Below are 24,879 nucleotides of genomic sequence, written 5' to 3'. Positions count from 1 at the left end.
TGCCGGAAACAACTGGTCATCCCACGGTGGCCCTTCATCGTCAGCGACGACGAGAGCCCCGCAGGAATTGACACCACGCTATGGGACTCACCCCGCACGAAGCGTCCCGTGATCGCGAATGTCGCTGTATGCCCGGCTCTCACCGGTGGGCAGCCTGGCAAGGTACGAGAGGACTTGTCTGGCCAGCGTCGGATCGGTCGAAGGGCGACGACTGCCCCCAATGCGCCAGACCACGGGCAATCTGACCTCGACCGGTCTGCAACCATCCGATCCGATGTCTACGATGTAGTGCAGAGTAGTTCGCGGCGGCCCTCCTCGATCACCCTCGTGATCGTCTTGGATGGACGCCGGATCAGACCGGCAAAGGGGTCGCCCGTGTTGGACCGTGCGTCGGCGCGGGGTCGGCGTCTAGGGCGACGGGACTCGGTCGGCCCGGGCCGTCTCCCGTGCGTTGCCCGTGACTCGTCGATGGCGGGCGATCAGAGCGAGTGCGGTGGTGGGGATGAGGGTGAGCGCGGAGATCACCGTTCCCACCACTGCCGGACCGTTGAGGCCGAGCGCGGACTCGAGCACGGCACCTGCGATGGGGACCATGGTGGCGGTTCCGAGATTGAATGCGGCGACGCTGAGGGCGGACCCGAGTGGTGCCGCGCGTCCGGCGAAGCGGACGGCGAGGTGGATCAGCACGCCGTTGGCGCTCAATCCGAAGAAGCCGAGCAGCAGGACGACGAGCACCATGGCGAGTGCAGAACCCGCGAGTGGGATCGTCAGGAACAACAGGAGTGTCGTCACGGCGGGCGTGATGATCGTCACGGCGTACGGGTAGTGGTCGCCGAGCCGTCCAGCGATGAGCGTCCCGACGAAGGAGCCGATACCGAATCCGGTCAGCACCAGGGGAACGAGGGACGCGGGTATCCCGGACTGGTCGATGAGGATTGGCGTGATGAATGAGTACACGGCGAGCACGCCGCCGGTTGTCGTGGCACACGCGAGCAGGACCAGCCACAGGCGAATGGAGCGGAGGCCGGCGAGTTGGGAGCCGAGCGACAAGGACGCATGGCGCGATTCTTCGTGAGGGACGAGGGTGGCGACGAGAACGGTGACGAGCGACGCCGCGATGGCCAGGGACCAGAACGTGCCCCTCCAGCCGAAAAGCTGGGAGACATAGGCGCCGAGCGGGACGCCGAGGACGGTGGCGAGGGTTCCGCCCGCGACGACGATGCCGACTGCGCGGGAAGCGACGCGGGCGCCGGCGGCGTGGCCGGCCGCGACGGCGGCCATGGCCCAGAACGCGCCGGTGGCGACTCCGGTGATGAACCGAGCGACCATGATCTGGGTGACGTCTGATGCCAGCGCCACCCAGATGTGTCCGGCGGCGAAGATGATCAGTGCGAGGGTGAGCGTCATTCGCTCGGGCAGGCGCATGGTGAGGATCGTCATCACCGGTGCTCCGATGATCATCCCCGCAGCGAACACGCTGATCAGCGAGCCGACCTGAGCGAGTGAGATCTGCAGGCCTGTGGCGACATCCGGGAGGATCCCCGCGACGACGAACTCGGTGGTGAGCATGAGGAAGGTGCCCACGGCCAGTGCGTAGACGACCAGTGGTATGCGGGTCGCGGTGGCGTCGCCAGCGACGGCCGCCTGGCGCACGTTACGCTCGGTGTCTCCGCGGGTCATCTGGTGCCGCCATTCGTTGCCGCAAAGTTGGTGTTCATCTCCGCCAGTTTCCGGCAGGATCGCCGCAAGCTGAGAGGCCCTGACAGGTGCTCCCAGCGACCCGATCCGCGGGATATTCGCGAAGCGGGGCGAGAACCATGCCCGGGTACGGCTTCGGCGGACGGTTGCTGTTCGGCGGAGACCGCGTTCGAGCTCGTGCCTCCTCATCGCTGCCGGCCGCGCGAGGAGACGGTTTGGAAGTCGTTGTAGGTGGTAGCTGCTGCAGTCGGGCACGGTTGGTGGTGCTGCCAGACCTGGCCGCTGCGGGTGACCGTAGCCGCGTCGTCAGAGGCAAGCCCGATCTGGGTCAGGGGAGGGTGAGGTGCCCCTTTCCCAGACCGCCGGTGGCGGACGGGCCGCCTACGCGCATGGGTACCGAGCCGGGTCGACGGCGGTGGCTGATCACCTTCAGCCAGTGGCGCGCGATCGCGAGGGCGCGCGCCACCGGCGAAGAGTTGCTGTCGCAGTACGCCTGGGTGCCGTTCCAGTGGCGAGCGGTCCAGTCACGGTCGTCCAGGCTGTCGCCGCCGCCGTGGTACATGTCGTTGGTGAGATAGATCAGCCGATCCGGTCTCTCGATCAGCCCGGTCAGCAGGTAGGGGGGCGAGGGTGTTGACGGCCAGTATGCGGGGATGGCCCTCCGGACTGGTACGGCGACTGGTGTCGCCATACCAGTCCGCGCTGTGGAATACGTCGTTGGCCCTGCTGGGTACTGGAAAGATCGCCGACGACGACCGCCGCGCCGCGGTTGACCAGGTCGGTCACCGCGGCGATGCGGGCGGTGTCGCGGACGTGGATGACCACTTGGTGTCCGTCGTCGACCAGTCGCGGCCGAGGCCTTGCGCGGAACCGGTGACGAAGATGCGAGCCACGAGCGTCCATCCGAAGGTGGGTCAGCTGAGGTAGCTGTCGATGGGCGCGTTATCGACGTAGATGCGCTGGTCGATGAACTGGCCGTCTGCGATGGTGAAGATCGAGCACGCGTTGATCGTGACCACGTTGTCGTCGTGGAAGTGCCAGACGCTGGAGACCTCGAAGATGACCACGCCGCTCTCTTCCTCCCATACGTTGATCAACGGATGGGCCAGCGACTTGACCTTCCCGAGCAGCGTCATGATGCGTTCCAGCATGGCCGCACGGCCGGTGATAGTCGGCGCGTTCGCGAACGTGAGCGTGATGTCGTCGGCGTAGTAGGAGCTGATCCGCTCCGGGTCTTTGGCCTCCATGGCGTCGAAGTAATCGGTCAGAAGGTCGATGGTGGCCTGGTCGGCACGTGTCATGGTGAGTTCCTTCGCTGGTTGGAAGCGGGGTAGGACGTCGAACCAGGCAATCGGGACGGAGCCGCCTGGTGTTGTGGAGCGGTTGCTCTTCAGTCGGTGGGGTGGAACAGGGCGTTGGAGTTCTGTTGCCCAACGAGAATCTGCGTCGCCGAGTGGCGCACGGGCTTCCGCATCCGCGCCCGGGTGCGAGCAGTTGTCGGTCGGTCCAGCGAACACCAGAACACGGTGACCGCTGGACCTGTTGTCACCGGACCTTCTTGATCGGGAAGATCACCAGGGCGCCGATCATGCACAGGACGCCGCAGATCGTGAACCACAAACCGTAGTTGTTGCCAGTCGTATCGCCGACGTAGACGAAGACGGCACCGATCATCGGAGCGAACGTCTGGGGCAGCGCGTTGGCGATGTTGAACACGCCGAGGTCCTTGCCCGAGTCGTCCGGGTTGGGCAGGACATCGAGGACGAGCGCCATGTCGACCCCGAGATACATGCCGAAGGCGATGCCGAGCAGCAGCTCGATGACGAAGAACGTGGGGATGTCTTGCGCGAAGATCAGTGCGACGGTGCCGGTCGCATACAGCGCTGTAGAGACCCAGACGAACACCTTGCGCCGGCCGAGGCGGTCGGAGAGCCAGCCGCAAATGAAGCTGACGACGACGATCGCAATGGTGTAAATCAGCACTCCGGTCGAGATAACCCCCGGGATGTCCGCCTCGGGGACGTCGACGTGATTGAGCAGGTAGAAGAACCGGAACGCGCTGAAGCCGAAGGCCGCGAACGTGATGAGGAAGCGGGACCACCAGGCCAGTGCGTAGTCGGGGAACTTGACCGGACTCACCCAGAATGTCTGCAGGAACTCCCGGACAGTCATTGCCGGAGGCTTCTCGGGGAGGACCTGGTCCGGAAGAACGACCGCGAAGATCACCATGACGATGATCGCGAGGATGGACGGGCCGACGAACATGACGAGCATCTGGCCGGCGAACCACTGGGCCACATAGACGCCGCCAAGGACGCCGACCTGCTGCGCGATCATGAGCGCCGCGCCGATCTTTCCGCGCTGGAACTTCGGGACGTGGTCGGCCATGGTCGCGATGAACGGCGCCAGCGTCATGTTCGCGCCGAACTGCGCAAGCGCCCATCCGGTCGTCGCGACGAGCAGGTTCGGCGCGAGCGCCATGATGACGAACGCGATCGTCATGATGACGGTGCCGAGCACGATCCAGATGCGGCGGCGGCCCCAGCGAGAGGTCGTGCGGTCGGAGACCTTGCCGAAGACGACGTTGGCGAGGGTGGCGAAGATCGCTCCGATACCCCCGAGCAGGCCGGCAGCGGCGGTCGCGCCGTTCTCGTCGATCGCGCCAAGGTGCACGAGGTCCTGGATCTTCAGGCCGATGCCGATGATGGCGGGGCCGAGCAGCGCGATGAAGAACACCAGCTGGGCGATGAGCAGCCACGCCACATAGCGCTTCGGCGCCGGATCCGTGGGCTCATCGAACCAGTGATGTTCACGGACCATCGCCGTCGCTGCGGTCATCCCCGAAGGGTTTCCAGCGGCGGCACCACTTACAGAACTCATCCTGCCTCCTTTGGCTCGAGCAGCCCACAACCGGGGGCGGCATCCGCGCCGCGATGACCACGTGCGTGGGCTGGGCAGTACGTTATCCCGCACATTTCGACGTCTGGGAGAACCCATCAGGTACTCCCATGGCGCCAGCGATGTGCTGTCTGATAGCGGAAATGAACGAGCGCGCGTGCGCTCGGGTTTTCGTCATCGGCGGCGATGCAAAGCACCGGCAGCTCACCGGAGAGTGCTGGATCGACACACCGCCGCCATGGCAACAGGAGAGAGGGAACACGTCGTCATGGTCAGGTATGACTTCTCCGGCAAAGTGGCGCTGGTCACGGGCGGTAGCGCGGGGATCGGTGCGGCCGCGGCCAGGGCCTTCGCCGAAGCAGGTGCGGCAGTGGCCATCGTCGACGTGGATGGGTTCGCCGCCCAGGACCTCGCGGAGCAGTTGACCGCTGAGGGGCACCGAGCACTCGGTCTGCCGTGCGACGTCTCCGACGAGGTTCGAGTGGCAAACGCGGTCGACGTCACCGTCCGATCGTTCGGTCGACTGGACATGGCGTTCAACAACGCCGGCATCATGCTCCCCCCCGTCGATGACGCGGACGAGCCCGCTAACGCCTTCGACAAGATCGTCGCGGTGAATCTGCGTGGCGTCTGGGCGTCGATGAAATACGAGCTGGCTCAGATGCGGCGGCAAGGCTCGGGATCCATCGTCAACTGCTCGTCACTGGGCGGCCTGGTCGGTGGAGCGGGCCGATCGACCTACCACGCGACCAAACACGGAGTGCTTGGCCAGACGAAGAGCGCCGCGCTGCAGTACGGCCCCGTCGGCATCCGCATCAACGCCATCTGCCCGGGAACCATCGACACCCCGATGGTCGCCCGGATGACCGCCAGTGATGGATTCGATGCGGCCGCGGCGATCGCACAGGTTCCGATCGGTCGCATCGGCCGTGCCGACGAGATCGCGGCGGCCGTGCTCTGGCTTGCCAGTGACGCAGCCAGCTACGTCACCGGCGTCGCCCTGCCGGTCGACGGCGGGTACACCGCGCAATGACGAGAGGGAGGTGCGGCGCCGCGACAAGGCTGGCGCCCGCGGCCGCCCGCGGAGAAGACCCCAGCCATCCGGGCGTTCCGTCCATCGGCGAGCACGCCTGATCCGCGCAGCGACGGTTCCTCCTCGCTGAGACGAACTCAAGACAACAGGACAACCGGAAAGCGAAAAAATGATCAACGACAACGAGCGCCCGTGGATGGATGCCGCCGTGCCCGCGCACCATCGCGCGACCCTTCTGCTTGAGGCGATGAGCCTCGAAGAGAAGGTGGACCTGATGACCGGAGACGTCTTAGAGGGGGTTGAGGGGTTTAGTAACGCGGGAATCGACCGACTCGGCATCCCGCCGCTGAGGATGGCAGACGCCGGAAGCGGCCTCCGACGCCCGCCCGGCTACTCCGCGGCCACCGCACTGCCCTCGCCGCTGGCGATCACCGCGAGCTGGGACCGCGACCTCGTCGACCTGCACGGTCGGGTGCTCGGCGAGGAGTGCTACCTCCTCCGGCACAACGTCGTCCTCGGCCCGAACGCAGATCTCGCGCGCGTTCCCTGGTGGGGACGCATCGGCGAGAGCGTCGGCGAGGACCCGTACCTGGGCGCCGAGATGACCCGCGGCGCTCCCGCGGCGATCCAGCGTCCAGGCGTCATGGTGACCTATAAGCACCCGCTGGTCTACAACCAGGAGACAAACCGGGGCGGTGGCCAGAACTCCATCGTCGACGAACGGACGATCCGCGAAGTGTATGGGCCGCCGTTCCATGCCGCGGTCCAGGGCGGGGCAGTGTCGATGATGTCGTCGTTCAACCGGATCAACGGCGTCTACGCCTGCGAGAACGACGACATGCAGAACAAGCTGCTGCGTGACGCCTACGGGTTCGCGGGATTCCTGATGGCCGACTACCTCGCCAACCACAGTCTCTCTCCCGGTAACGGGCTGGACATGGAGACCCCGGGTCTGCCCATCCAGCCGACGTTCTACGCGGGGAACCTGCTCTGGGCGGTGCAGACCGGTTCGATCAGCGAAGCTGTCGTCGATCGCGCGGTCGGCCGCATCCTGTGGGCGATGTTCACGACCGGTCTATTCGATGCGCCGCTGCCCGACGCGGACCTGCCGGTCCCGTACGCCGAGCATGCGGTAATCGCCCGGCAGATCGAGGAGGCGGCGATCACACTGCTGAAGAACGACGCCGGCGTGTTGCCGTTCGGTGCGGACGTACGGTCTATCGCCGTCATCGGCGCCGACGCGGACATCCCCAGCCGGCTGGGCGGGGCAAGCTACGTCACCATCCCGGCAGACTCCGTCGGCATCCTGCAGGGACTGGTCAATCGGGCACCCGACGGCGTCGATGTGCGATGGGCACCCGGAGCGGACCGGCTCACCTCAGGTGACGGGATCTTTGTCGGTGGATTGCCGATCCCGTCGGCATTCACCGCGGAACGCGGCGTGCACACCGTCTACTATGGCTCGGACGATCTCACCAGCGAAGTCCTCGGTGATCGCGTCGACCCCGACGCCACCTACAACGTCTTCGGTGTGATCAACGAGTTCAACGACGCGGTCCGGCTCGTCGTGCCGCAGGGGACGCGGTCTCTGCGCGCGGAGACGCACCTGATCGTGCCGGTCACGGGCGAATACTCGTTCACGCTGGCAGGGTGGGGCGACGCGCGACTGTGGTTCGACGATGTCGAGGTCGCGCATCTTGACTCGCCGGGGATCCAGGGCCTCGTCGCCATGGGGCCCTGGACCCTGGAGGCTGGCGCGACGCATACGATCCGTCTGGCGTTCCGTGTTACCGAGGGCCGGGTCGGCGGTCTGGAACCCGGGGCTGTGCAGCTGGGCTGGACGCCTCCGGCCACCGTGGTCCACCCCGACGTTGTCGCGGCGGCCGACCTGGCGCGCGAGTCCGACGTAGCCGTGGTCTGGGTTCGGTCTCGCGAGAGTGAGCAGCAGGACTCGGCGACGCTGACGCTGCCGCGGGATCAGGACGCCCTCGTCCGCGCCGTTGCCGCTGCGAACCCCAATACCGTCGTGGTCCTCGGCACGGGCCTGCCGGCGCTCATGCCCTGGACCGACGACGTGCCGGCGATCGTGCACAGCTACTTCGGCGGCCAGGAGCAGGGCCACGCCGTTGCGCGAGTCCTGTTCGGCGACGTCAACCCGTCCGGCAAGCTGCCGTACACGATCGCCCGCAGCGAAGACCAGTACGACGCCATCGGCATCTCCAATCCCGTCCGCGACGAGCGGAACCTGGACGTGCATTACGGCGAGGGGCTCGACATCGGCTACCGGGGCTTCGAACGCCACGGGCTCCAGCCCCGCTTCGCGTTCGGTCACGGCCTCTCCTTCACCCGATTCCACTACGACTCCATCACCGTGGAGCCCCCGTTGTCCGACGGCACCGAGCCCATTCGGATGCGGTTCACGCTGACGAACGTCGGCGACCGCGCCGGCGCTGAGGTCGCCCAGGCCTACCTGGCCGTGCCCGAAGGCCACGGCGAGCCACTCAAGAAGCTTGTCGGGTTCGAGAAAGTTCCGCTGGAGCCCGGCGAATCCCGCGACGTTGAGATCACCCTCGATCCACGGGACGCATTGCACCCCCTCGCGTACTGGGACACCGCCGCCCGACTCTGGCGGACGATCAGCGGCACCTACACCGTGCATGTTGGCACGTCGTCGCAGCAGCTGCCGCTACATGCCACGTTCCGCATCCAGGCGAAAGAGGGGCCCGGGGTCGGTCAGGGTGGGACCGCCTACCCGTACGCGACGAAAGCTCAAGGAGAGCCGACGTTCGCATAGACCAGGCCGCGAGGCTCTCGTTCGTGGCACCGTCTGGGGGAATCTGTTGAGGACTCCCAACTGCTCGCCGGACGGTGTTTCACTGGATGAGAGCTTCGACGGCCCGCCGGGCGAGCAACGTCCGTCACACATAGGGAGGACCCAATGGCTATGAATGCCGAGGTACGTGAATTCCTCACCACACGTCGAGCTCGATTGACTCCGGCGCAGGCCGGCATCACCGACTACGGGAGCGAACGCCGTGTGCCCGGACTGCGACGCGAAGAGGTCGCCGATCTTGCCGGTCTCAGTCTCGGTTACTACACGCGCATCGAACGCGGTAACATCGCCGGCGCCTCGGACAGCGTGATCAATGCCATCGCCGATGCGCTGCAGCTCGACGACGTGGAGCGCAGCCATCTCCTCGACCTGGTCCGCAACTCTCAGCCCAGCCCGATCAATCCGAAGCACGCAACTCGACCCCGCCCCGCACTCCCCGAGTCGATCGAGCGGATGCTCTCAGGGATGACGTCGCCCGCGATCGTCTACGACACCAGGCAGAACATCGTTGCCGCCAACACCCTCGGGCGTGCACTGTACTCGCTGCACTTCGACACGGAGCAGCAGCCGAACATCGCCCGGTTCGTGTACCTCGACCCGCGAGCGAAGGACTTCTACGTCGATTACCCCCTCGCACGCAGGTTGGTCTCCGGCAACCTGCGGCTGGATGCCGGCCGGGACCCGCTTGACGAAGAGCTAACGGCGATCGTTGGGGAACTCTCGACGCTCAGCCCTCAGTTCCGCAAGGACTGGGCAAATCACAACGTGCACGTCCACACGCACGGCGTGAAGGAATTCCGGCACCCGGCGGTCGGTGTCATCGAGTTCTCCTGGGATGTCCTTCACCCGGCCGGCGCACCAGGACTCTCAATCGTGAGCTACGCCGTCGAACCTGACTCTGTCGCTGCCGAAAGACTCGCCCTCCTCGGATCATGGGCCGCGACCGCATGAACCTCTGCGGCTAGCCGCCTCCCCACCATCGTCCGGTTCGCCACCGACCCCATACCCGAACCGCCGGCGCGCCCGCCGGACCTGGACCGTGCCTTCGGCACGCCCTCCTGCCCCCCTGAGACCTGCCATGTTCCGAAAGGAGCACTTCCATGAGTCACCTCGCGTATCTTGACCCGACCCGCTCAATCGATGACCGCGTCGCCGATCTGCTGTCCCGGATGGCGCTCGAAGAGAAGGTCGGGCAGATGATGCAGCTTGACGCGAGCGGCGACCTCGACGGCGCTGTGCTGCACCAACACATCGGTTCGATCTTGCACACATCCCCGGAGCGCATCATCCGCGCCCAGGAGCTCACCGCGCAGACCCGCCTGCGCATCCCGCTGCTCGTCGGGGAGGACTGCATCCACGGGCACTCGTTCTGGGAAGGGGCTACGATCTTCCCCACCCAGCTCGGGATGGCGGCCTCCTGGGATCCGGATCTGCTTGAACGAGTCGCACGCGCCACCGCCGTTGAGGTAGCCGCGACCGGCGTGCATTGGACGTTCTCACCCGTCGTGTGCATCGCTCGTGACCTCCGGTGGGGACGGGTCGGAGAGACCTTCGGCGAGGACCCGTATCTCATCGGCGAACTCGCCTCCGCCATGGTGCGCGGCTACCAGGGCAAGGGCCTGAGCGATGAGACCGCGATTCTCGCCACCGCCAAGCACTTTGCGGGCTACTCCGAGACGCAGGGCGGACGAGACGCCTCCGAGGCCGACATCTCGCGCCGCAAGCTCCGATCCTGGTTCCTGCCGCCCTTCGAGCGCGTCGCCCGTGAGGGATGCCGCACCTTCATGCTGGGCTATCAGACCATCGACGGTGTGCCCGTCACCGTCAACGACTGGCTTCTCACCGATGTGCTGCGCGGCGAGTGGGGCTACACCGGAACTCTGATCACCGACTGGGACAATGTCGGCCGGATGGTCTGGGAGCAGCGACTGCAGCCCGATTACGCGCACGCCGCCGCGGCCGCGGTGAAGGCCGGCAACGACCTCGTCATGACGACACCTCGATTCTTCGACGGCGCCCTCGAGGCGATCCGCACCGGACTCCTCGAAGAACAGGACCTGGACGCAGCGGTCGCTCGAATCCTGCGCCTGAAGTTCGAACTGGGACTGTTCGAGAACCCCCGCCGTCCCGATTCTGCGCGCATCCAGGCGGCAATCGGCACCGTCGAGCACACCGAGCTCAACCTCGAAGCGGCGCGACGCTCCATCGTGCTGCTGCGCAATCAGAACAACACCCTGCCACTGGCCGGCGGCCTCACCGCCGACGCCACCGGGCGCGGTATCGATGCGGGCACCGGACGACGACGCATCGCCGTCGTCGGACCCCTCGCCGACGACGCCCAGACACACCTCGGCGACTGGGCCGGCGGCTCCGGCCAAGCGTCCTGGCTGCACAGACAACCACGGGAGCTCATCACCACCGTGCTCGACGGTCTGCGCGCCCACGCCCCCACGGACTGGACCATCACCTACGCCCAGGGCGCAGACATCCTCGGGCTCGCCGAGGACCCCGAAGGAGCATTCTTCCCCGATGGTCAGCCGCGACCCCCCGTCGTCGTCGCCAGCTCACCCGACGAGAAGATGATCGCCGATGCGGTCGCCGACGCAGAGCGCGCGGACTACATCGTCGCGGTCGTCGGCGACCGTATCGAGCTGGTCGGTGAGACCCGATCCACCGCAACACTCGACCTGCTTGGCGGGCAGGTCGCGCTCCTGGACGCTCTGGCGAGCACCGGGAAACCGGTGATCGTCATCCTGCTCGCGTCCAAGCCGCTCGTGCTTCCCGCCTCGGCGCTGGAAGCGGCCGGACTGATCTGGGCAGCGAACCCGGGCATGCAAGGCGGGCGTGCGATCGCGGAACTGCTCCTCGGCCTGATCGAACCCGCGGGGCGCTTGCCGATCTCCTTCCCCCGCCACGTCGGTCAGCAACCGGTCTACTACAATCAGATCCGCGGGCAGCACGGTAACCGTTACGCCGACCTGACACAGGTTCCCGCGTTCTCGTTCGGCGAAGGGCTCTCCTACGCGTGGGTGGGATACGAGGCACTCACTCTCGACGAGGACCAGCTGACCGCTGCCAGCACCCTCCGCGCAACCCTCACGGTGCGTAACCACGGCGGGCGCCCCGTCAGAGAGACTGTCCAGGCGTACATCAGCGACACCGTCACCTCAGCAAGCTGGGCGGACCAAGAGCTGAAGACCTTCACCCAGGTCGACCTCGAGCCGGGAGAAACGCGACACGTGAGGATCGAGATCCCCGCAGCCGAACTCACGATCGTCGCCCCGGACGGACGCCGAGTCGTCGAACCCGGAGAGTTCGAACTGCGCGTCGGCCGCTCCAGCCGTGAACAGGACCAGCTGCGCAGAGGCTTCACCATATCGCGGGAGTGAAGGGCGACCCCAGGCTTCGCCCTCGCCACAAGACGATCACATGGACACACGCGAGCCGGGTGGTCCGAGGGCCTCCTGACCCCAAACCGAGATCACTGCGGCGATCGGCGGCATCTGCCCGGCAAAGACCAGAGCGTCTTCGTCGGCAGCGAGTGCGAGCGAGCGGCTCGAGACCGTGCGCGTCGACGGTGATGGCTCAGTCGAACTGGTTGCTGTCGAAGAGCTCGTCGATCTGGTCGCCGAGAGCCACCCAGTGGTCGCCGGACAGTCGGGCCGCCGCGGACGCGTCGCGCTGCTCGCAGAGCTCGATGAGGCGGGCATGGTGGTCGATCGTGTTGCGGCCGCCGAGCAGTGTGGAAAACTTGCGGTGCAGGATGCGGTGGAGCTGCGGATGCAACTGCTCCACCACCCGGGTGAGCGTCGGGTTGTCGGCGACGTCCAACGGCACGCCATGGAAACGGTCGTCGGCCTCGAGGGCGGCCGCGATGTCGGTGGACCCGACCGCGGAGGCGAAGTCGTCGTTTGCGTGCCGCATCCGCTGGATGTCTCTGCTCGACATGAGCGGCACCGCGGTCTCGACCGCCAGGCCGTCGAGAACGCGCAAGACAGCGAGAGTGCGTTGCACGGCAATCCGGCTGAGCGGGGTGATACGCGTGTAGACACCGGGCTTCGCCTCGACGAGACCCGTGTCGACGAGCCGGTTGAGCGCTTCGCGAACGGGTGTGCGGCTCAGCCCGAACCGGGCCGCGAGGTCCGCGTCGCGGACCTGTTCGCCCGGGGCGAGCTCGGAGCTGACAATCGCGGACTTGAGCTGCTCGAAGACTTCATCGCTGAGCAGTCGCCGCGACACCGGTGAGATCGACATGCAACCTACGATATATTGCGTTCCACGTGTTGCGCATCTAGACGCGCACGGTTTGTCGGACGACGGCTTCAGCGAGCACCTGCGTCGGGTCGACCAGCGGCACGGGGAGATCCGTGTCACGGATCCCGAGGGGAATCTCCGTGCAGCCTGCGATGACGGCGCGGGCACCTCGAGCGAGCAGGTCGTCGGCGACGCTGAGGAGTCGGCGTCGATCCTCCGCGGTGTACGCGCCGGCTTTGATGGCGCGTATGCCGCGCATCACGTTCTCCTCTTGCGCTGCCTCGTCGGGGACGATGACGTCGATCCCGTGACTGACGAGCCACTCCTGGTACAGGTGTGTGGCGACCGTGCCGGTGGTGGCGAGCAGTCCGACGGTGCGGATCGCCGGTCTCTGGCGGGCGAGCGTCTGGGCGACCTCATCGATCATGTGGACGATGTCGATGCCGGTCTCCTTCACCAGACGCGGGACGAACGCGTGGGCGGTGTTGCAGGGGATGGCGACGATGGTCGCACCGGCGTCCCGGAGCGCGTTCGCACCCCGGACCAGCCACGGCGTGGGATCGGGCGCCAGGCCGATCAGCGCGTCGCTGCGATCGGGCACGGTCGGGTCGGACCAGACGATGACATGCCGGTGCTCTTGGTCCCGGGCGGCGGGGGTGGCCGCGGTGAGCTTCAGGAAGAAATCGGCGGTTGCCGCCGGGCCCATCCCGCCAAGGACCCCGATCACGGGACTGGTTCCCCGAGCCCGGTCGGTATCGGCCGCGGCCGGTGCGGTGAGTTCAATTGTCACGTCGACCTCCCGTGGCGATGTACTCGTCGGCGCTGCTGGGGGACACCCGCGGGGCGTCAGCCGAGGTGTCGGCGTCGGCAGCGGCTGCCGGGTTGGGCAGGCTCGCTTTGGCCCGCTTCTCGGTCGCCCGCGCCTCGCTGCGGTCGATCACAGCTGCGGCGAGGGAATTGCCGACCACGTTCACGCCCGTGCGGGCCATGTCGACGATGAAGTCGACGCCGAGGAGCAGCGCGACCCCTTCGGCGGGGAGACCGATGGTACTGCTCGCGGCGAGGAGCACCACGATGGAGGCGGACGCGACGCCGGCCATGCCCTTGGACAGCACGACGAGCACACCCACCATGATCAGCAGGCTCCAGATCGACGTGTCCAGGCCGTACGCGTTGGCGATGAAGACGAGCGCGACAGCCTGATACAGCACGGACCCGTCAGTGTTGAAGGAGTACCCGAGGGGAACGACGAAGGACGCCGTAGACCGACTGACGCCGAACTTCTCCAGCCGGATCAGCAACGGCGCCAGCACCGCCTCCGAGCTGCGGGTGACGAAAGCCAGCCCGGCAAGGTCGGCCGTCTGTCGCAGCATCGCGAAGTACTTCACCCCGAAGATTGCGGCGATGATCGGGAACAGGACACCGACCACGAGGATGAGTCCGAGGTAGACCACCGCGACGAACCCGAGCAAGCTGAACAGGTTCCCGAAGCCGTAGTGCGCGACGTCGTACGCGATGAAGCCGAGCACGCCGAGCGGCGCGAGGCGAATGACGTACCCGACCACGCGGAACATCGCCGTCGCGACCGAGTCGAGCACCTCGTTGACCGGCCGGGCGCGCTCGCCGATGGCGGCCAGAGCGATCCCGAAGACGGTTGCGAAGACGATCACGGCGAGCAGGTTCCCTTCGGCCATCGCGGCGACGATGTTGTCCGGAACGGCGTGCAGGAGCAGCTCGGCGAAGTCGATGCCCTGCGCCATCTCTTCGACGGCACCTGCGTCCGCCCCGTTCACGGGGGCTCCGACACCGATGTCGAACAGCTTCGCCAGACCGATCGCCAGTAGCAGGACGAGGGTGGTGACGATCTCGAAGTACAGAATCGCCTTCCCGGCGATTCGACCGACCCTCTTCACCGACTCCATGCGAGAAATGCCCAGCACGATCAGCGGGAAGACGAGCGGGATGACCACGATCTGCACCCCGTTGAGGAACACGTCGCCCAGGAGCTGGAGACTCTCGCCGACGGCGGGGAACGCCCACCCAATCGTGGCGCCGAGCACCACGCCGAGCAGGGACTGCACGCCGATCGGCAGACGCCAGATCGCCCAGGCGTGTCGCCAAGTCCAGCGGCGTGTGGTGGAAATTCCCATCGTTGCGGGAGCGGGTGCGTTCGCCATCGAAGCCTCCAATATATTGCGTGATGCCGGTTGCATATCTAACATTGGGTGCAGTAGCGCGATCTGTCAAGCGCTGGAGATGAAGGAGTCACCGTGGACGCAACGAGCCGGGTTGAGGCGGATTCGCTGGGAGAAGTGACCCTGCCCGCCGACGTGTACTACGGCGTGCACACTGCGCGGGCGCTACGGAACTTCGCCGTGACCGGCTCAGCGATCGCACAGTATCCGCAGCTCATCACCGCCCTCGCGGCGGTCAAGGAGGCCGCCGCGAGGGCCAACCGCGACCTCGGACGTTTGGATCGCCGCCGCGCCGACGCGATCATCGCCGCGTGCGGTGAGATCGGCGCGGGCGCACTGGTCGATCAGTTCCCCATCGACCCCGTGCAGGGCGGCGCCGGTACGTCCACGAACATGAACGCCAACGAAGTGATCGCCAACCGCGCGCTGGAGCTCCTGGGGTTCGAGCGGGGGGCGTACGACGAGCTCGATCCGCTGACGCACGTCAACCTCGGCCAGTCAACCAACGATGTCTACCCGACCGCGATCAAGGTCGCCATCGTCACGAACCTGCGCACTCTCGACGCGGCGCTCGGGGAGCTATCGGCTGCTTTCGCCGCGAAGGCGGGCGAGTTCGCCGACGTGATCAAGATGGGCCGCACCCAGCTGCAGGATGCGGTGCCGATGACCTTGGGGCAGGAGTTCGGCACATACTCGCTCATGCTCGAGGAAGATCGACTCCGCCTCCGCGAGGGTGCCGATCTCCTGCTCGAGAGCAACCTCGGCGGGACCGCGATCGGAACCGGGCTCAACGGACACCCCGACTACTCCGCCCTCGCCTGCGACTACCTGGCGAGGATCACTGGGGAGCAGATCGTCCCGGCAAGCAATCCCGTCGAGGCGACACAGGACTGCGGAGCGTTCGTCCAGGTGTCCGGCATCCTCAAGCGCGTCGCCGTGAAGCTGTCGAAGACCTGCAACGATCTCCGCCTGACCTCCTCCGGACCCTCGACGGGACTGGGCGAGATCAACCTTCCTCCTGTGCAGGCCGGGTCGTCGATGATGCCGGGAAAGGTCAACCCGGTCATCCCGGAACTGGTCAATCAGGTGGCATTCGAAGTCATTGGCAACGACCTGACCGTCACGCTCGCCGCAGAAGCCGGCCAGCTGCAATTGAACGCGTTCGAACCGATCATCACGTACAGCCTGCTGCGCTCTACCAGCCACCTGACGGCAGCGGTGAACGCCCTGGCCCGCCTGTGCGTACCGGGCATCACGGCAAACCGAACGCGGCTTGAGGATGGAGTGCGGAACTCCGTCGGCATCGTGACGGCGCTGGCGCCACTCATCGGCTACCGCGCCTGCGCTGCTCTCGCCAAGGAATCGCTCGGTACCGGCATTCCCATTCGAGACCTCGTCATCGCGCAGGGCATCCTGGACCCCGGAACGCTCGACGAACTCCTCACACCAGCCCGCCTTACCGGCGGTGCAGTATCACAATCCGAGTTCGTGATCCGCTGAGCGTCGGCGCCGCATCGTCCCCCGTGCTCGACGGTGAGCGCTGAAACCGGACGAGGCGCCGTCGGTGCCGCAACTCGCCCGACGCGGCTGCATCCGACGTGTCGTCGTCGACGTCGAGCTGCCCGTCCTCCGGGATCTTGGATGCCGAGAGCGGACGACGTGCATCCACCGCGGTCACGATGCCGTCGCCGTTCCAGAGGAGGTTCCAGCCGCGCTGTCTTTCGACGAAGTGGTGGAAGCGGTCGACGACGTTTGCCAGGAGTGAGACGAGATCGTCGCGAGGGGCCACCACCCGTCGGGGAAGCGGATGTTGTGCTGAGAAGCGGGCCAGCTCGCGGTCCCACTCCGATGCCGAGCGGATCGCCGCCGAAGTCGTAGCCCATGAGTTCTTCACGAGTGGTCTGGCTGCTGGCGCAGCTGCGCACCCGTTCGGGGGGTCGGCGCGCGAACTGCACGATGCTGGCCTTTGTGACACCTTCACCGACCTTCAGGTTCAGCGAGAGTCGGATGTCGTCGTTGAAGCGCGAGTCGAACCGGTCGTGGCGTTCAGCGTTGGAAGGCCGTTCAGCAGGAACTCCGGCACGAGGATGATCGGGCGTCCAGTCGCCCGGGTTGGTCGGCAGATCGACGACCTCGTCGTGCCATCGTGTGGCGTCGACCGTCACCCGCGCATTCCGAACCTGGTGGGAGACGAGCGGAACATCGTGCCGGTGTGCGACCGCCTGCGCATAAGCGATCAGCCGGCCTTCGAGGACATTGGCGGTCGCGTCGGAGATCCGGTCCGCGCCGATCCCTTCGTTCAGGATGCCGGTCTCTTTGAGATGCTCAGGCCGGTCGAGGCCTGACGCGATCGCGGACGGCGATGCCGTCCGCGATCCGTGCAGCGAACCGATCTCCTGATCCTGAGCGGCGCGTCTCCGCCGCCGTGGAGCCGAGCCCGAGCTCGTACGGCTCCGGAAACGTGAGCAGCCGCTGGGCGGCCTTGGTCGACACCGACGACGGTCGCCTCCGCGACCAGCCCGTAACAATGGACGAAATGAGCGATGAGCTCCTCGTGCGCCAGCGCCCATTTTCCGCCCGCCTCGAGGAGAAGGAGCGGGTCGATGAAGAGCTTGGTGCCGATCGTGAGACCACGAGAACGCCGAGGTTCCCCAGTCGGGCCCTGACCAAGAAGCCGCACTTACTCCGATCATCCACTAGGGATGCCGCGGTCAGCCTACGCGCGCCACGCGGTGATCGCGCGGTCCACGTACGTCCTCACGCTGGCGACGACGTCGGTGGAGGGGTCCAGGAGCCACTGCAGCCCGATACCGTCGAGTGTTGCGGTCACCAGTCGCACCTCGACCTGGATCTCGGTGTCGGCCATCGGTGCGATGTCGCCTGCCTGGATGGCTTCGCGGAGGTGGCCGGCGAGGGTCGCGAGGTTACCGGTGTAGCGCCGCGCGATGAACGCGTGCGCCGGATGGGTTGGACTGGACGCCTCGGCGGCGATCGTGGTGAACAGCTCGAGCAGGCCCCGGTTGGCCTGGTGCGCGGCCATGACCTCGGGCAGACGGCGGAAGTAATCCAGGCCACTGACGTCGGCGAGGCCGTCTTGGACGGTACGCCGATCCCAGTCTTCGAGGACGGCGGTGAGCAGGCCTTCCTTGCTGCCGAAGTGCTGGATCAGCGTGGCGTGGGAGACACCGGCCTTCTCCGCGATCGTGCGGATGGAGCCGCCCGCGTAGCCGTGCTCGGCGAAGACGTCCACAGCCATCGCGATGAGCTGCTCGCGTCGGCGGACGCCCGTCTTGTACGGGCCCCTCGGCTTCGTCCTCGTGGTTTCCATGCCCCCAATCCTCTCACGCCTCTTGCCCAAATCTAACCGATCGGTTATAGTTCATCGGGTCGCCAGCACTGAAGGGAACCCTCTGATGAAACACTCCGTCCTCGGCCCGACCGGCCTGCGGGTATCCAAGATCTGCGTCGGCACCGCCACGTTCGGGGTAGCCCCGAGCGCCCAGGATGCCGCTGGCGTGGTCGGGGCTGCGCTGGATGCCGGCATCAACTTCTTCGACACCGCCGACGTCTACGGGTCGACGTCCACGTTCGACCGTCCGGGGATGCCGCCGGCGTCGGAGCGTGAGTCGGCGGAGGAGATCCTCGGCCGTGCGCTGGCCGGCCGCCGCGATGAGGTGGTGCTGGCGACGAAGTCCGGGGAGCGGAAGTTCGACCCGGACGCCGGGCTCTCTCGCCGGTACGTCATCCGGCAGGTCGAGCAGAGCCTGCGCCGGCTGCATACCGACTGGATCGACGTGTACTACGCGCACTTCCCGGACCCGAACACGCCGCTGGAGCAGACCCTCTCCGCTTATGACGATCTGATCCGGCAGGGGAAGATCCGTCATGTCGCCCTGTCGAACCACCCGGCGTGGCAGGTGACGGAGGCGTTGTGGATCGCGGACGACCGTCGTCTGGTCTCCGCACCGGTGGCTGCGCAGGTGATGTACAGCCTGCTGGACCGCAGCGCGGAGAAGGAGCTCGCGCCCGCCTGCACCCGGTTCGGGCTGTCGATCGTGCCCTACGCGCCGCTGCACGGCGGTCTGCTGGCGAGCCTGTCCGTCCTGGACCGGGAGATCGCCGGCGGCAAGCGATACGGCGGCCCCGGTTTCTCCGAGGACGAGATCGCGGTCGCCCGAGAGCTGGACCGGCTGGCTCGCGAGTGGGGTCTGGGCATGCAGCAGGTCTCGCTCGCCTGGCTGCTGTCCCGCCCGGCGGTGGCCTCGGTGATCGTCGGAGCGGAGAACGCCGCCGAGCTGCGCGCCAACGCCTCGGCCGCGGACGTCGACCTCGCCCCCGAGCAGCTGGACGCCGTCTCGGTGCTGACCGACCACCTCACCGCCTGACCCGAAGGAACACCACGTCATGGAGTACTCCGCCCTCGGCCAAACCGGGCTGCGCGTCTCGCGGATCTGCCTGGGGACCGCGACGTTCGGCGTCGCCCCCGACCCGCAGGAGGCCGACAGGCTCGTCGGTGCAGCCCTCGAGGCCGGGATCAATTTCGTCGACACCGCTGACGTGTACGGCAATATGCCCGTCTTCGACCGGGCCGGGGCCCCGCCCGCGGCCGAGCGCGATTCCGCGGAGGAGATCCTCGGCCGCTCGCTGCGGGGTCGCCGCGACGAGGTCGTGATCGCCACCAAGGCCAACGGCATCACCGGCCTCGGCGTCAACGACCGCGGCCTGTCCCGCCGGCACATCATCCGACAGGTGGAGCGCAGCCTACGCCGGTTAAGCACCGACTGGATCGACCTCCACTACGCTCACGACCCCGACCCGGACACGCCGCTGGAGGAGACCCTCGCTGTCTATGACGACCTGATCCGGCAGGGGAAGATCCGTCACGTCGGCCTGTCCAACCACCCGGCGTGGAAGGTCACGCAGGCGCACTGGATCGCCGACGACCGCCGCCTGCGCTCCGCGCCGGTCGCGGCTGAGGTGAAGTACAGCCTCCTCGATCGCGCCGCCGAGCGTGAACTGGCTGCCGCCTGCGGGCAACTCGGCGTCTCCGTCGTCCCGTACGCGCCGCTGCACGGCGGCCTGCTCGCCGACCTCGGCGTCTTGGGCCGCCCGGTCTCCGGCGACCAGCGCTTCGGTGCGCCGGGCTTCCCGCCCGAGGAGGTCGCGGTCGCCCGGGAGGTCGACCGACTGTCGCGGGAGTGGGGGCTGGGGATGCAGCAGACCGCGCTCGCGTGGCTGCTGTCCCGGCCCGCTGTCGCCAGCGTGATCGTCGGCCCGGAGAACGTGGCCGAGCTGCGGGCCGACGCCTCTGCCGCCGACGTCCGGCTGAGCATGGAACAGCTGGAAGCGCTCACCGCGCTGAAGGTCGAGCCTCCAGCGTTCCACCACCGGGCCGGCGACGGGCCCCGCCAGCCCTCCTCGGCCTCCACCGACTCCTGACCACCTCCGCCCGCGGGCGGCTCTCGCACCACCACGAACCGCTCACCGATAAAGAGAAGGACACCCATGTCCCATGCAGACCAGTCCACCATCGACTTCCTGACCGAGTACTTCGCCGTCATGGAGGCCAAGGACTACGACCGTCTCGCCGACTTCTACGCCGACGACGTCTCGCTGACCTTCGCGGGCGCCCCGACCGTCACCGGCAAGGACACGGTGGTCGCGCAGATGTCCGCCATCGGTGGCAAGGTCGAGTCGCTGGCCCACCCGCTGGTCAACGTCTGGCAGGAGGAGGACGGCGTCGTCGTGTTCGAGGTCGACAGCGTCTGGCGCTTCCCCGACGGCGTCGAGAAGACCATCCGCGCGTGCTCGATCTTCACCATCGAGGCCGGGAAGTTCACCGACCAGCGCATCTACGTCGACAACAGCCCCATCGCCCACTACCTCAGCTGAGGCTAACGGACTCAGCTGCTCACCGACACAACAGCACAAAAACGAGGAACACCATGCGTGGAGTAGTTCTGGAAGGCCCCCGTGACATCCAGGTGATCGACCGTGAGGACCCGACGATCGTGGAGCCGACCGACGCGGTCATCCGTATCACCGCGACCTGCATCTGCGGGTCGGATCTGTGGCCCTACCGGGGCGAGGACGACAGCCAGCATCAGGTGATGGGGCACGAGTACGTCGGCGTGGTCACCGAGATCGGTGACGACATCCGCACGCTCCAGGTCGGGGATCATGTGGTGGGGTCGTTCGTGATTTCCGACAATACCTGCGAGATCTGCCAGGCCGGCTATCAGTCCAAGTGCGTGCACGCCGAGTTCGTCGCGCACACCATCGGTACCCAGGCCGAGTACGCCCGCATCCCGCATGCCGACGGCACCCTGGTGAAGACCCCGGGCGAACCGGATCCGGAGATCGTGCCGTCGCTGTTGGCCGCTTCCGACGTTCTAGGTACCGGCTGGTTCGCCGCCGTCGCCGCCGAGGCCGGCCCCGACAAGACCGTCGCCGTGGTCGGCGACGGGGCTGTCGGCTTGATGGGCGTGCTGGCGGCAAAGCAGCTCGGCGCGGAGCGGATCATCGTCTCCAGCCGCCATGCCGACCGTCAGGCCCTCGCCCGCGAGTTCGGAGCGACCGACGTCCTGGCCGAGCGCGGCGACGAGTTCGTGGCCAAGGTCAAGGAACTCACCAACGGATACGGAGCTCACAGCGTCATCGAGGCGGTCGGCACCCCGGAGGCGTTCACTCAAGCCCGCAAGTCCGTCCGCCCCGGCGGGCATGTCGGCTTCGTCGGCATTGCCCACGACGTGCAGATCCCCAGCGACGAGCTGTTCTTCGACGAGATCCACCTGCACGGCGGCCCTGCCCCGGTGCGCCGGTTCCTGCCAGAGCTGATCCAACTGATCTGGGACCGGAAGATCGACCCGAGCAAGGTCTTCGACCTGGCCCTCCCGCTCGAGGATGCCGCAGAAGGCTACAAGGCTATGGACGAGCGCCGCGCCACCAAGGTACTGCTCACCGTCTGATCCACAGCCGCGCGCCCCCTGCCCCTCACAACGAAGGAGAACCGCACCCATGGCCCACATTCTCGTTACCGGCTCGGCCGACGGTCTCGGCAGGGCCGCCGCCGCATCCCTGCTCGACGACGGCCATCAGGTTGTCGTGCACGCTCGCAGCGAGACCAGGCGGGCAGCGGTCCGTGACCTTCTCGAACGTGGGGCCGGGAGCGTGGTCGGCGACCTCGCCGACCTCCGCCAGGTCCGCTCACTTGCCGAGCAGGCGAACGAACTCGGACCGTTCGACGCGGTGATCCACAACGCCGGGGTGATCGAGGGCCCGACCCTGCTACCGGTGAACGTCGTCGCCCCCTACGCGCTCACGGCGCTGGTCCCGGCGTCGCGGGCGATCTATCTGTCCAGCAGCATGCACCGCGGCGGGCACGCCAACATCTCTACACTCGACTGGTCGGGCGCAGAAGAGACCCTGTCCTACTCCGACAGCAAGCTCCTGGTCACCGTCCTCATGGCGGCCATCGCCCGGCGCTGCCCTGCTGTGCTGTCGAACGCGGTGGACCCGGGGTGGGTGCCGACGCGGATGGGCGGCCCCTCAGCCAGCGACCCTCTCGAGCTTGGGCATGTCACGCAGACCTGGCTCGCCGTCTCCGACGACCCCGACGCCCTGGTCTCCGGCCAATACTGGTTCCACCGCCGCACCGAGCAGCCGCACCGCGCCGTGCACGATCAGGCCGTCCAGGACGCGCTGCTGGATTCCTTGGCCGAGCACACGGGCATTCACCTTCAGGCGACACGAGCATGACACTCTCAGCTCCGGTTTTGAAGGCCACTAACTGCTCCAGCTCGTCGTCGGGTGCGCGAGTACCTTCACAGGCTCCGGGTCGGTCGTCGGCACGCGGGACGCCGCGATCGCGTAGAGCGCATGAGGCAGCCCCGACCCGGCCAGGAACTCGCCATCGTCGATGCCCGCGTCGCCGAGCACCTCTTTCGCGCGCGGCAGCATCGAGGGCATCTCGAGCGACGAGATCCGCCCCGGCTCGGCGCGACGCCAGCCGTTCTGCGACATGCGCACCATCGCATTCCGGTACGAAACATCGCCCATGACGCCGAGTGCGCGGGAACGGTACAGGAGCGCCGCGAGGCTGACCCCCCAGTGCTCCTTGAGCTCGGCGAGATGCGCCCATGCGCGCCCCGCCGTCGAGCTCGGCAGCAGCGGCGCGATCTCTTCGGCGGGCATCAGGAACTCCGCGGCGAAGCGGTTGGCCTGGTCCTCGGCGACCTTCCCACCGGGCTCGGCATCGTGGTGCATGACCAGGTGGCCGAGCTCGTGGGCGACGTCGAACCGCTGCCGATAGTAGTCGTCCTTCACCGGGTTCAGGATGATGATCGGTCTCGTCGCGGTATGCAGCGAGTACGCATCGATCGCCGCGACGCCGGGCTCGCTGAACACCACGATGACGCCGGCGCGCTCGGCCAGTCGGACCACGTGCTGGATGGGTCCCGGGGTGATACCGAAGAACTCGCGAGCCTCACGTGCTGCCGCCTCGGGCGTCATCGTGTGCTCATCGGGGTCGACGGGCAAATCCGGCAGGAGCGCCGCGGGGAACTCGACCGCGTTCTCGAGCATCCCGGCGACCTCGGCAACGAACCGCCCATACGCCTCCGCTTCGTCCTGAGCGATCTGCGGAGTCGACCGGAGCGATCGGAAGTGGGGCTTGTTGGCCTTCGGAGGCGATCCACCGCCGAAGAACTGCGGCTCGACCTTCAGCGCGAGCGCCAGCTTCGCAACCGTCGCACGGTTGGGCTGCTTGGCGCCGCTCTCCCACGCGGTCACCGAGGCAGGCGACATCTCGATGAGGGTCGCGAGATGCGATTTCTTCAAGCCCGCGAGCTGTCTGGCCATGGTAAGCCGCTCACCGTTGAACAGCGACGCCGCAGCGGCGAGCGTCTGGGAGGGCCGGAGCGAACTATCCATTCGCCGTACCCGAGCCCTCACCAGCGCCTGGGCGCTTGATCCGGACCGGAACGTCCTCGACGTCGGTCGAGGCGCCGCCGCCCGGAAGCGCGGGCGGAACGACCGTGCTGATACCACCGATGGGTGTGCCGCCCGAGAGGAGCTTCGCCCGCCAGTGCCAGCACGAGTCCTGGGGATACTCGGGGTTCTTGCTCTGGCCGATGTAGAGCTCGAACTGCTTCGTGGTCGGGTTGAAGGCGTGCGCAGCGACCAGGGTCACGCCGGCGAAGTCGTCATCGTCCGGAATCCGTTGGATCGACTCAAGTCCGAACTCGACGTCATCGAACAGCGTGCCCTCGCGGACGAACAGCTGCGAGGCGACCCGGCGCTTGGCGTCGCTGCGCTGCACCCACTTGATGTCGTCGATCTTGCCGAACGTGTACGACTGCAGCAGCACCCGGAAGCCGTCGATGGCCCACCCCGGCGACTGCCGGTAGTTGCTGCGCGTCACCGCGTCACCCGCGAGCTGCGGCATCGAACGGAACACCTCCGGCGGGATGCCGCGCTCCAGGACGTCGGTGCCCACGCCGTCCACCTCGGGCCCCAGGACGAAGCGCCCATTGGCCGTCGCCCGATCGAGGTGGTCCTGCAGGTGCTTGTAGTTCAGGTAGCCGATGACACCCTGGTCGTGCCCGGCGTCCTCGTCGAAGATCTGGTCGGTCGCGGCGAACGCGGCTGGCGCGGCCCACTTCAGGACATCGAGCAGACCCGAGTCGCGCAGACTCAGCAGGGCGTCATCTTCAGCAGTCACGAGGCCAGCGTACACGCTGGTCAGTATTCAATGCTGTGGTTTTCACTCTCGGCGTGTCGCCGCGACCTTGAGGTGGACTTTCGTCGGACTTGGCGGGCCGGTCCACCGTGCCAGCTGAATTCTCGGCTCACTGAGCCGAGAATTCATGCGTGCCTTGCTGGCGGCCGTGCGATGAGCGCGCGGGGAGGGCCGGCTGGACGGGTGCGCCGCACGACGTGAGGCTCCCGCGGGCTGCTCGTCGACGCTG

Annotated in this window: 21 protein-coding genes; 11 read left to right on the top strand and 10 right to left on the bottom strand. The window is 67.1% G+C overall.

Features of this window, described 5'->3' with window-relative positions; translation table 11 throughout:
- Positions 1–408: 408 nt before the first annotated feature.
- The 4 genes from ACH3VR_RS22800 to ACH3VR_RS22785 form a co-directional block, all read right to left on the bottom strand.
- Complete coding sequence (locus ACH3VR_RS22800; protein ID WP_397558638.1) at positions 409–1,953, bottom strand: MFS transporter; 1,545 nt, start codon at positions 1,951–1,953, stop codon at positions 409–411.
- 73 nt (positions 1,954–2,026) lie between these two features.
- Positions 2,027–2,389 carry a Rossmann-fold NAD(P)-binding domain-containing protein gene (locus tag ACH3VR_RS22795; protein WP_397558637.1) on the bottom strand — a complete coding sequence of 121 codons (363 nt, stop codon included), beginning with the start codon at positions 2,387–2,389 and terminating at the stop codon, positions 2,027–2,029.
- A gap of 223 nt (positions 2,390–2,612) precedes the next feature.
- Positions 2,613–2,999, bottom strand: coding sequence for a nuclear transport factor 2 family protein (locus ACH3VR_RS22790; protein ID WP_397558636.1), 387 nt, complete (start codon positions 2,997–2,999; stop codon positions 2,613–2,615).
- Positions 3,000–3,243: 244 nt separating this feature from the next.
- The gene (locus ACH3VR_RS22785) at positions 3,244–4,536 is read right to left on the bottom strand and encodes an MFS transporter (RefSeq protein WP_397558635.1); all 1,293 of its coding nucleotides are present in this window, start codon (positions 4,534–4,536) and stop codon (positions 3,244–3,246) included.
- Between the two features lie 298 nt (positions 4,537–4,834).
- Here ACH3VR_RS22785 and ACH3VR_RS22780 point away from each other — a divergent pair, with 298 nt between their 5' ends.
- From ACH3VR_RS22780 to ACH3VR_RS22765, 4 genes are all read left to right on the top strand, one after another.
- On the top strand, positions 4,835–5,629 hold the full coding sequence (locus ACH3VR_RS22780; protein WP_397558634.1) for a glucose 1-dehydrogenase: 795 nt from the start codon (positions 4,835–4,837) through the stop codon (positions 5,627–5,629).
- 196 nt (positions 5,630–5,825) lie between these two features.
- Positions 5,826–8,423, top strand: a complete 2,598-nt coding sequence (locus ACH3VR_RS22775; RefSeq protein ID WP_397558633.1) for a glycoside hydrolase family 3 protein — start codon at positions 5,826–5,828, stop codon at positions 8,421–8,423.
- 144 nt (positions 8,424–8,567) lie between these two features.
- Complete coding sequence (locus ACH3VR_RS22770) at positions 8,568–9,413, top strand: helix-turn-helix transcriptional regulator (RefSeq protein ID WP_397558632.1); 846 nt, start codon at positions 8,568–8,570, stop codon at positions 9,411–9,413.
- Positions 9,414–9,562: 149 nt separating this feature from the next.
- Positions 9,563–11,851 (top strand): exo-beta-d-1,3/1,6-glucosidase, encoded by a 2,289-nt coding sequence (locus tag ACH3VR_RS22765; protein WP_397558631.1) that lies wholly within the window; start codon positions 9,563–9,565, stop codon positions 11,849–11,851.
- 196 nt (positions 11,852–12,047) lie between these two features.
- Here ACH3VR_RS22765 and ACH3VR_RS22760 read toward each other — a convergent pair whose 3' ends face one another.
- Genes ACH3VR_RS22760 through ACH3VR_RS22750 form a run of 3 tightly spaced genes read right to left on the bottom strand, consistent with a single transcriptional unit; the run spans position 12,048 to position 14,893 of the window.
- Positions 12,048–12,716, bottom strand: a complete 669-nt coding sequence (locus ACH3VR_RS22760) for a GntR family transcriptional regulator (RefSeq protein ID WP_397558630.1) — start codon at positions 12,714–12,716, stop codon at positions 12,048–12,050.
- A 37-nt stretch (positions 12,717–12,753) separates the two neighbouring features.
- A complete protein-coding gene (locus tag ACH3VR_RS22755; RefSeq protein ID WP_397558629.1) occupies positions 12,754–13,443 on the bottom strand; it encodes a cysteate racemase in 690 nt (229 codons plus the stop codon).
- 52 nt (positions 13,444–13,495) lie between these two features.
- Positions 13,496–14,893: a dicarboxylate/amino acid:cation symporter gene (locus ACH3VR_RS22750; RefSeq protein ID WP_397558628.1), complete on the bottom strand. Its 1,398-nt coding sequence runs from the start codon at positions 14,891–14,893 to the stop codon at positions 13,496–13,498.
- A gap of 93 nt (positions 14,894–14,986) precedes the next feature.
- On the opposite strand from ACH3VR_RS22750, the gene ACH3VR_RS22745 reads away from it, so the two are divergent.
- Positions 14,987–16,411, top strand: coding sequence for an aspartate ammonia-lyase (locus ACH3VR_RS22745; RefSeq protein WP_397558627.1), 1,425 nt, complete (start codon positions 14,987–14,989; stop codon positions 16,409–16,411).
- 179 nt (positions 16,412–16,590) lie between these two features.
- Positions 16,591–17,256: a hypothetical protein gene (locus tag ACH3VR_RS22740; RefSeq protein ID WP_397558626.1), complete on the top strand. Its 666-nt coding sequence runs from the start codon at positions 16,591–16,593 to the stop codon at positions 17,254–17,256.
- Between the two features lie 371 nt (positions 17,257–17,627).
- On the opposite strand, the gene ACH3VR_RS22735 is transcribed toward ACH3VR_RS22740, so the two are convergent.
- Entirely contained in the window at positions 17,628–18,167 is a 540-nt protein-coding gene (locus ACH3VR_RS22735) for a TetR/AcrR family transcriptional regulator (RefSeq protein ID WP_397558625.1), read from the bottom strand.
- 70 nt (positions 18,168–18,237) lie between these two features.
- On the opposite strand from ACH3VR_RS22735, the gene ACH3VR_RS22730 reads away from it, so the two are divergent.
- The 5 genes from ACH3VR_RS22730 to ACH3VR_RS22710 all read left to right on the top strand — a co-directional run bounded on the left by ACH3VR_RS22730 (position 18,238) and on the right by ACH3VR_RS22710 (position 22,669).
- A complete protein-coding gene (locus tag ACH3VR_RS22730; protein WP_397558639.1) occupies positions 18,238–19,296 on the top strand; it encodes an aldo/keto reductase in 1,059 nt (352 codons plus the stop codon).
- A gap of 19 nt (positions 19,297–19,315) precedes the next feature.
- Positions 19,316–20,350, top strand: coding sequence for an aldo/keto reductase (locus ACH3VR_RS22725; RefSeq protein WP_397558624.1), 1,035 nt, complete (start codon positions 19,316–19,318; stop codon positions 20,348–20,350).
- Positions 20,351–20,416: 66 nt separating this feature from the next.
- Positions 20,417–20,803 carry a nuclear transport factor 2 family protein gene (locus ACH3VR_RS22720; RefSeq protein WP_397558623.1) on the top strand — a complete coding sequence of 129 codons (387 nt, stop codon included), beginning with the start codon at positions 20,417–20,419 and terminating at the stop codon, positions 20,801–20,803.
- Between the two features lie 53 nt (positions 20,804–20,856).
- On the top strand, positions 20,857–21,879 hold the full coding sequence (locus ACH3VR_RS22715; protein WP_397558622.1) for a zinc-dependent alcohol dehydrogenase family protein: 1,023 nt from the start codon (positions 20,857–20,859) through the stop codon (positions 21,877–21,879).
- 49 nt (positions 21,880–21,928) lie between these two features.
- Entirely contained in the window at positions 21,929–22,669 is a 741-nt protein-coding gene (locus tag ACH3VR_RS22710; RefSeq protein ID WP_397558621.1) for an SDR family NAD(P)-dependent oxidoreductase, read from the top strand.
- A 27-nt stretch (positions 22,670–22,696) separates the two neighbouring features.
- On the opposite strand, the gene ACH3VR_RS22705 is transcribed toward ACH3VR_RS22710, so the two are convergent.
- The gene (locus ACH3VR_RS22705) at positions 22,697–23,842 is read right to left on the bottom strand and encodes an XRE family transcriptional regulator (protein ID WP_397558620.1); all 1,146 of its coding nucleotides are present in this window, start codon (positions 23,840–23,842) and stop codon (positions 22,697–22,699) included.
- Positions 23,835–24,632: a hypothetical protein gene (locus ACH3VR_RS22700; RefSeq protein ID WP_397558619.1), complete on the bottom strand. Its 798-nt coding sequence runs from the start codon at positions 24,630–24,632 to the stop codon at positions 23,835–23,837. The genes ACH3VR_RS22705 and ACH3VR_RS22700 overlap by 8 nt, the downstream gene beginning before the upstream one ends.
- Between the last annotated feature and the right edge of the window lie 247 nt (positions 24,633–24,879).

This window comes from Microbacterium alkaliflavum, assembly GCF_044325405.1.
GTDB classification, from domain to species: domain Bacteria; phylum Actinomycetota; class Actinomycetes; order Actinomycetales; family Microbacteriaceae; genus Microbacterium; species Microbacterium alkaliflavum.
This window is presented reverse-complemented; position numbering and strand designations above follow the sequence as displayed.

Bases quoted from the DNA above. Each gene is read 5' to 3' on its own strand.
- ACH3VR_RS22795 (WP_397558637.1), bottom strand. From the start codon at position 2,389: ATGGCGACACCAGTCGCCGTACCAGTCCGGAGGGCCATCCCCGCATAC.
- ACH3VR_RS22790 (WP_397558636.1), bottom strand. From the start codon at position 2,999: ATGACACGTGCCGACCAGGCCACCATCGACCTTCTGACCGATTACTTC.
- ACH3VR_RS22785 (WP_397558635.1), bottom strand. From the start codon at position 4,536: ATGACCGCAGCGACGGCGATGGTCCGTGAACATCACTGGTTCGATGAG.
- ACH3VR_RS22780 (WP_397558634.1), top strand. From the start codon at position 4,835: ATGGCAACAGGAGAGAGGGAACACGTCGTCATGGTCAGGTATGACTTC.
- ACH3VR_RS22775 (WP_397558633.1), top strand. From the start codon at position 5,826: ATGGATGCCGCCGTGCCCGCGCACCATCGCGCGACCCTTCTGCTTGAG.
- ACH3VR_RS22770 (WP_397558632.1), top strand. From the start codon at position 8,568: ATGGCTATGAATGCCGAGGTACGTGAATTCCTCACCACACGTCGAGCT.
- ACH3VR_RS22765 (WP_397558631.1), top strand. From the start codon at position 9,563: ATGAGTCACCTCGCGTATCTTGACCCGACCCGCTCAATCGATGACCGC.
- ACH3VR_RS22760 (WP_397558630.1), bottom strand. From the start codon at position 12,716: ATGTCGATCTCACCGGTGTCGCGGCGACTGCTCAGCGATGAAGTCTTC.
- ACH3VR_RS22750 (WP_397558628.1), bottom strand. From the start codon at position 14,893: ATGGCGAACGCACCCGCTCCCGCAACGATGGGAATTTCCACCACACGC.
- ACH3VR_RS22740 (WP_397558626.1), top strand. From the start codon at position 16,591: ATGCCGTCGCCGTTCCAGAGGAGGTTCCAGCCGCGCTGTCTTTCGACG.
- ACH3VR_RS22735 (WP_397558625.1), bottom strand. From the start codon at position 18,167: ATGGCTGTGGACGTCTTCGCCGAGCACGGCTACGCGGGCGGCTCCATC.
- ACH3VR_RS22730 (WP_397558639.1), top strand. From the start codon at position 18,238: ATGCCCCCAATCCTCTCACGCCTCTTGCCCAAATCTAACCGATCGGTT.
- ACH3VR_RS22725 (WP_397558624.1), top strand. From the start codon at position 19,316: ATGGAGTACTCCGCCCTCGGCCAAACCGGGCTGCGCGTCTCGCGGATC.
- ACH3VR_RS22720 (WP_397558623.1), top strand. From the start codon at position 20,417: ATGTCCCATGCAGACCAGTCCACCATCGACTTCCTGACCGAGTACTTC.
- ACH3VR_RS22715 (WP_397558622.1), top strand. From the start codon at position 20,857: ATGCGTGGAGTAGTTCTGGAAGGCCCCCGTGACATCCAGGTGATCGAC.
- ACH3VR_RS22710 (WP_397558621.1), top strand. From the start codon at position 21,929: ATGGCCCACATTCTCGTTACCGGCTCGGCCGACGGTCTCGGCAGGGCC.
- ACH3VR_RS22705 (WP_397558620.1), bottom strand. From the start codon at position 23,842: ATGGATAGTTCGCTCCGGCCCTCCCAGACGCTCGCCGCTGCGGCGTCG.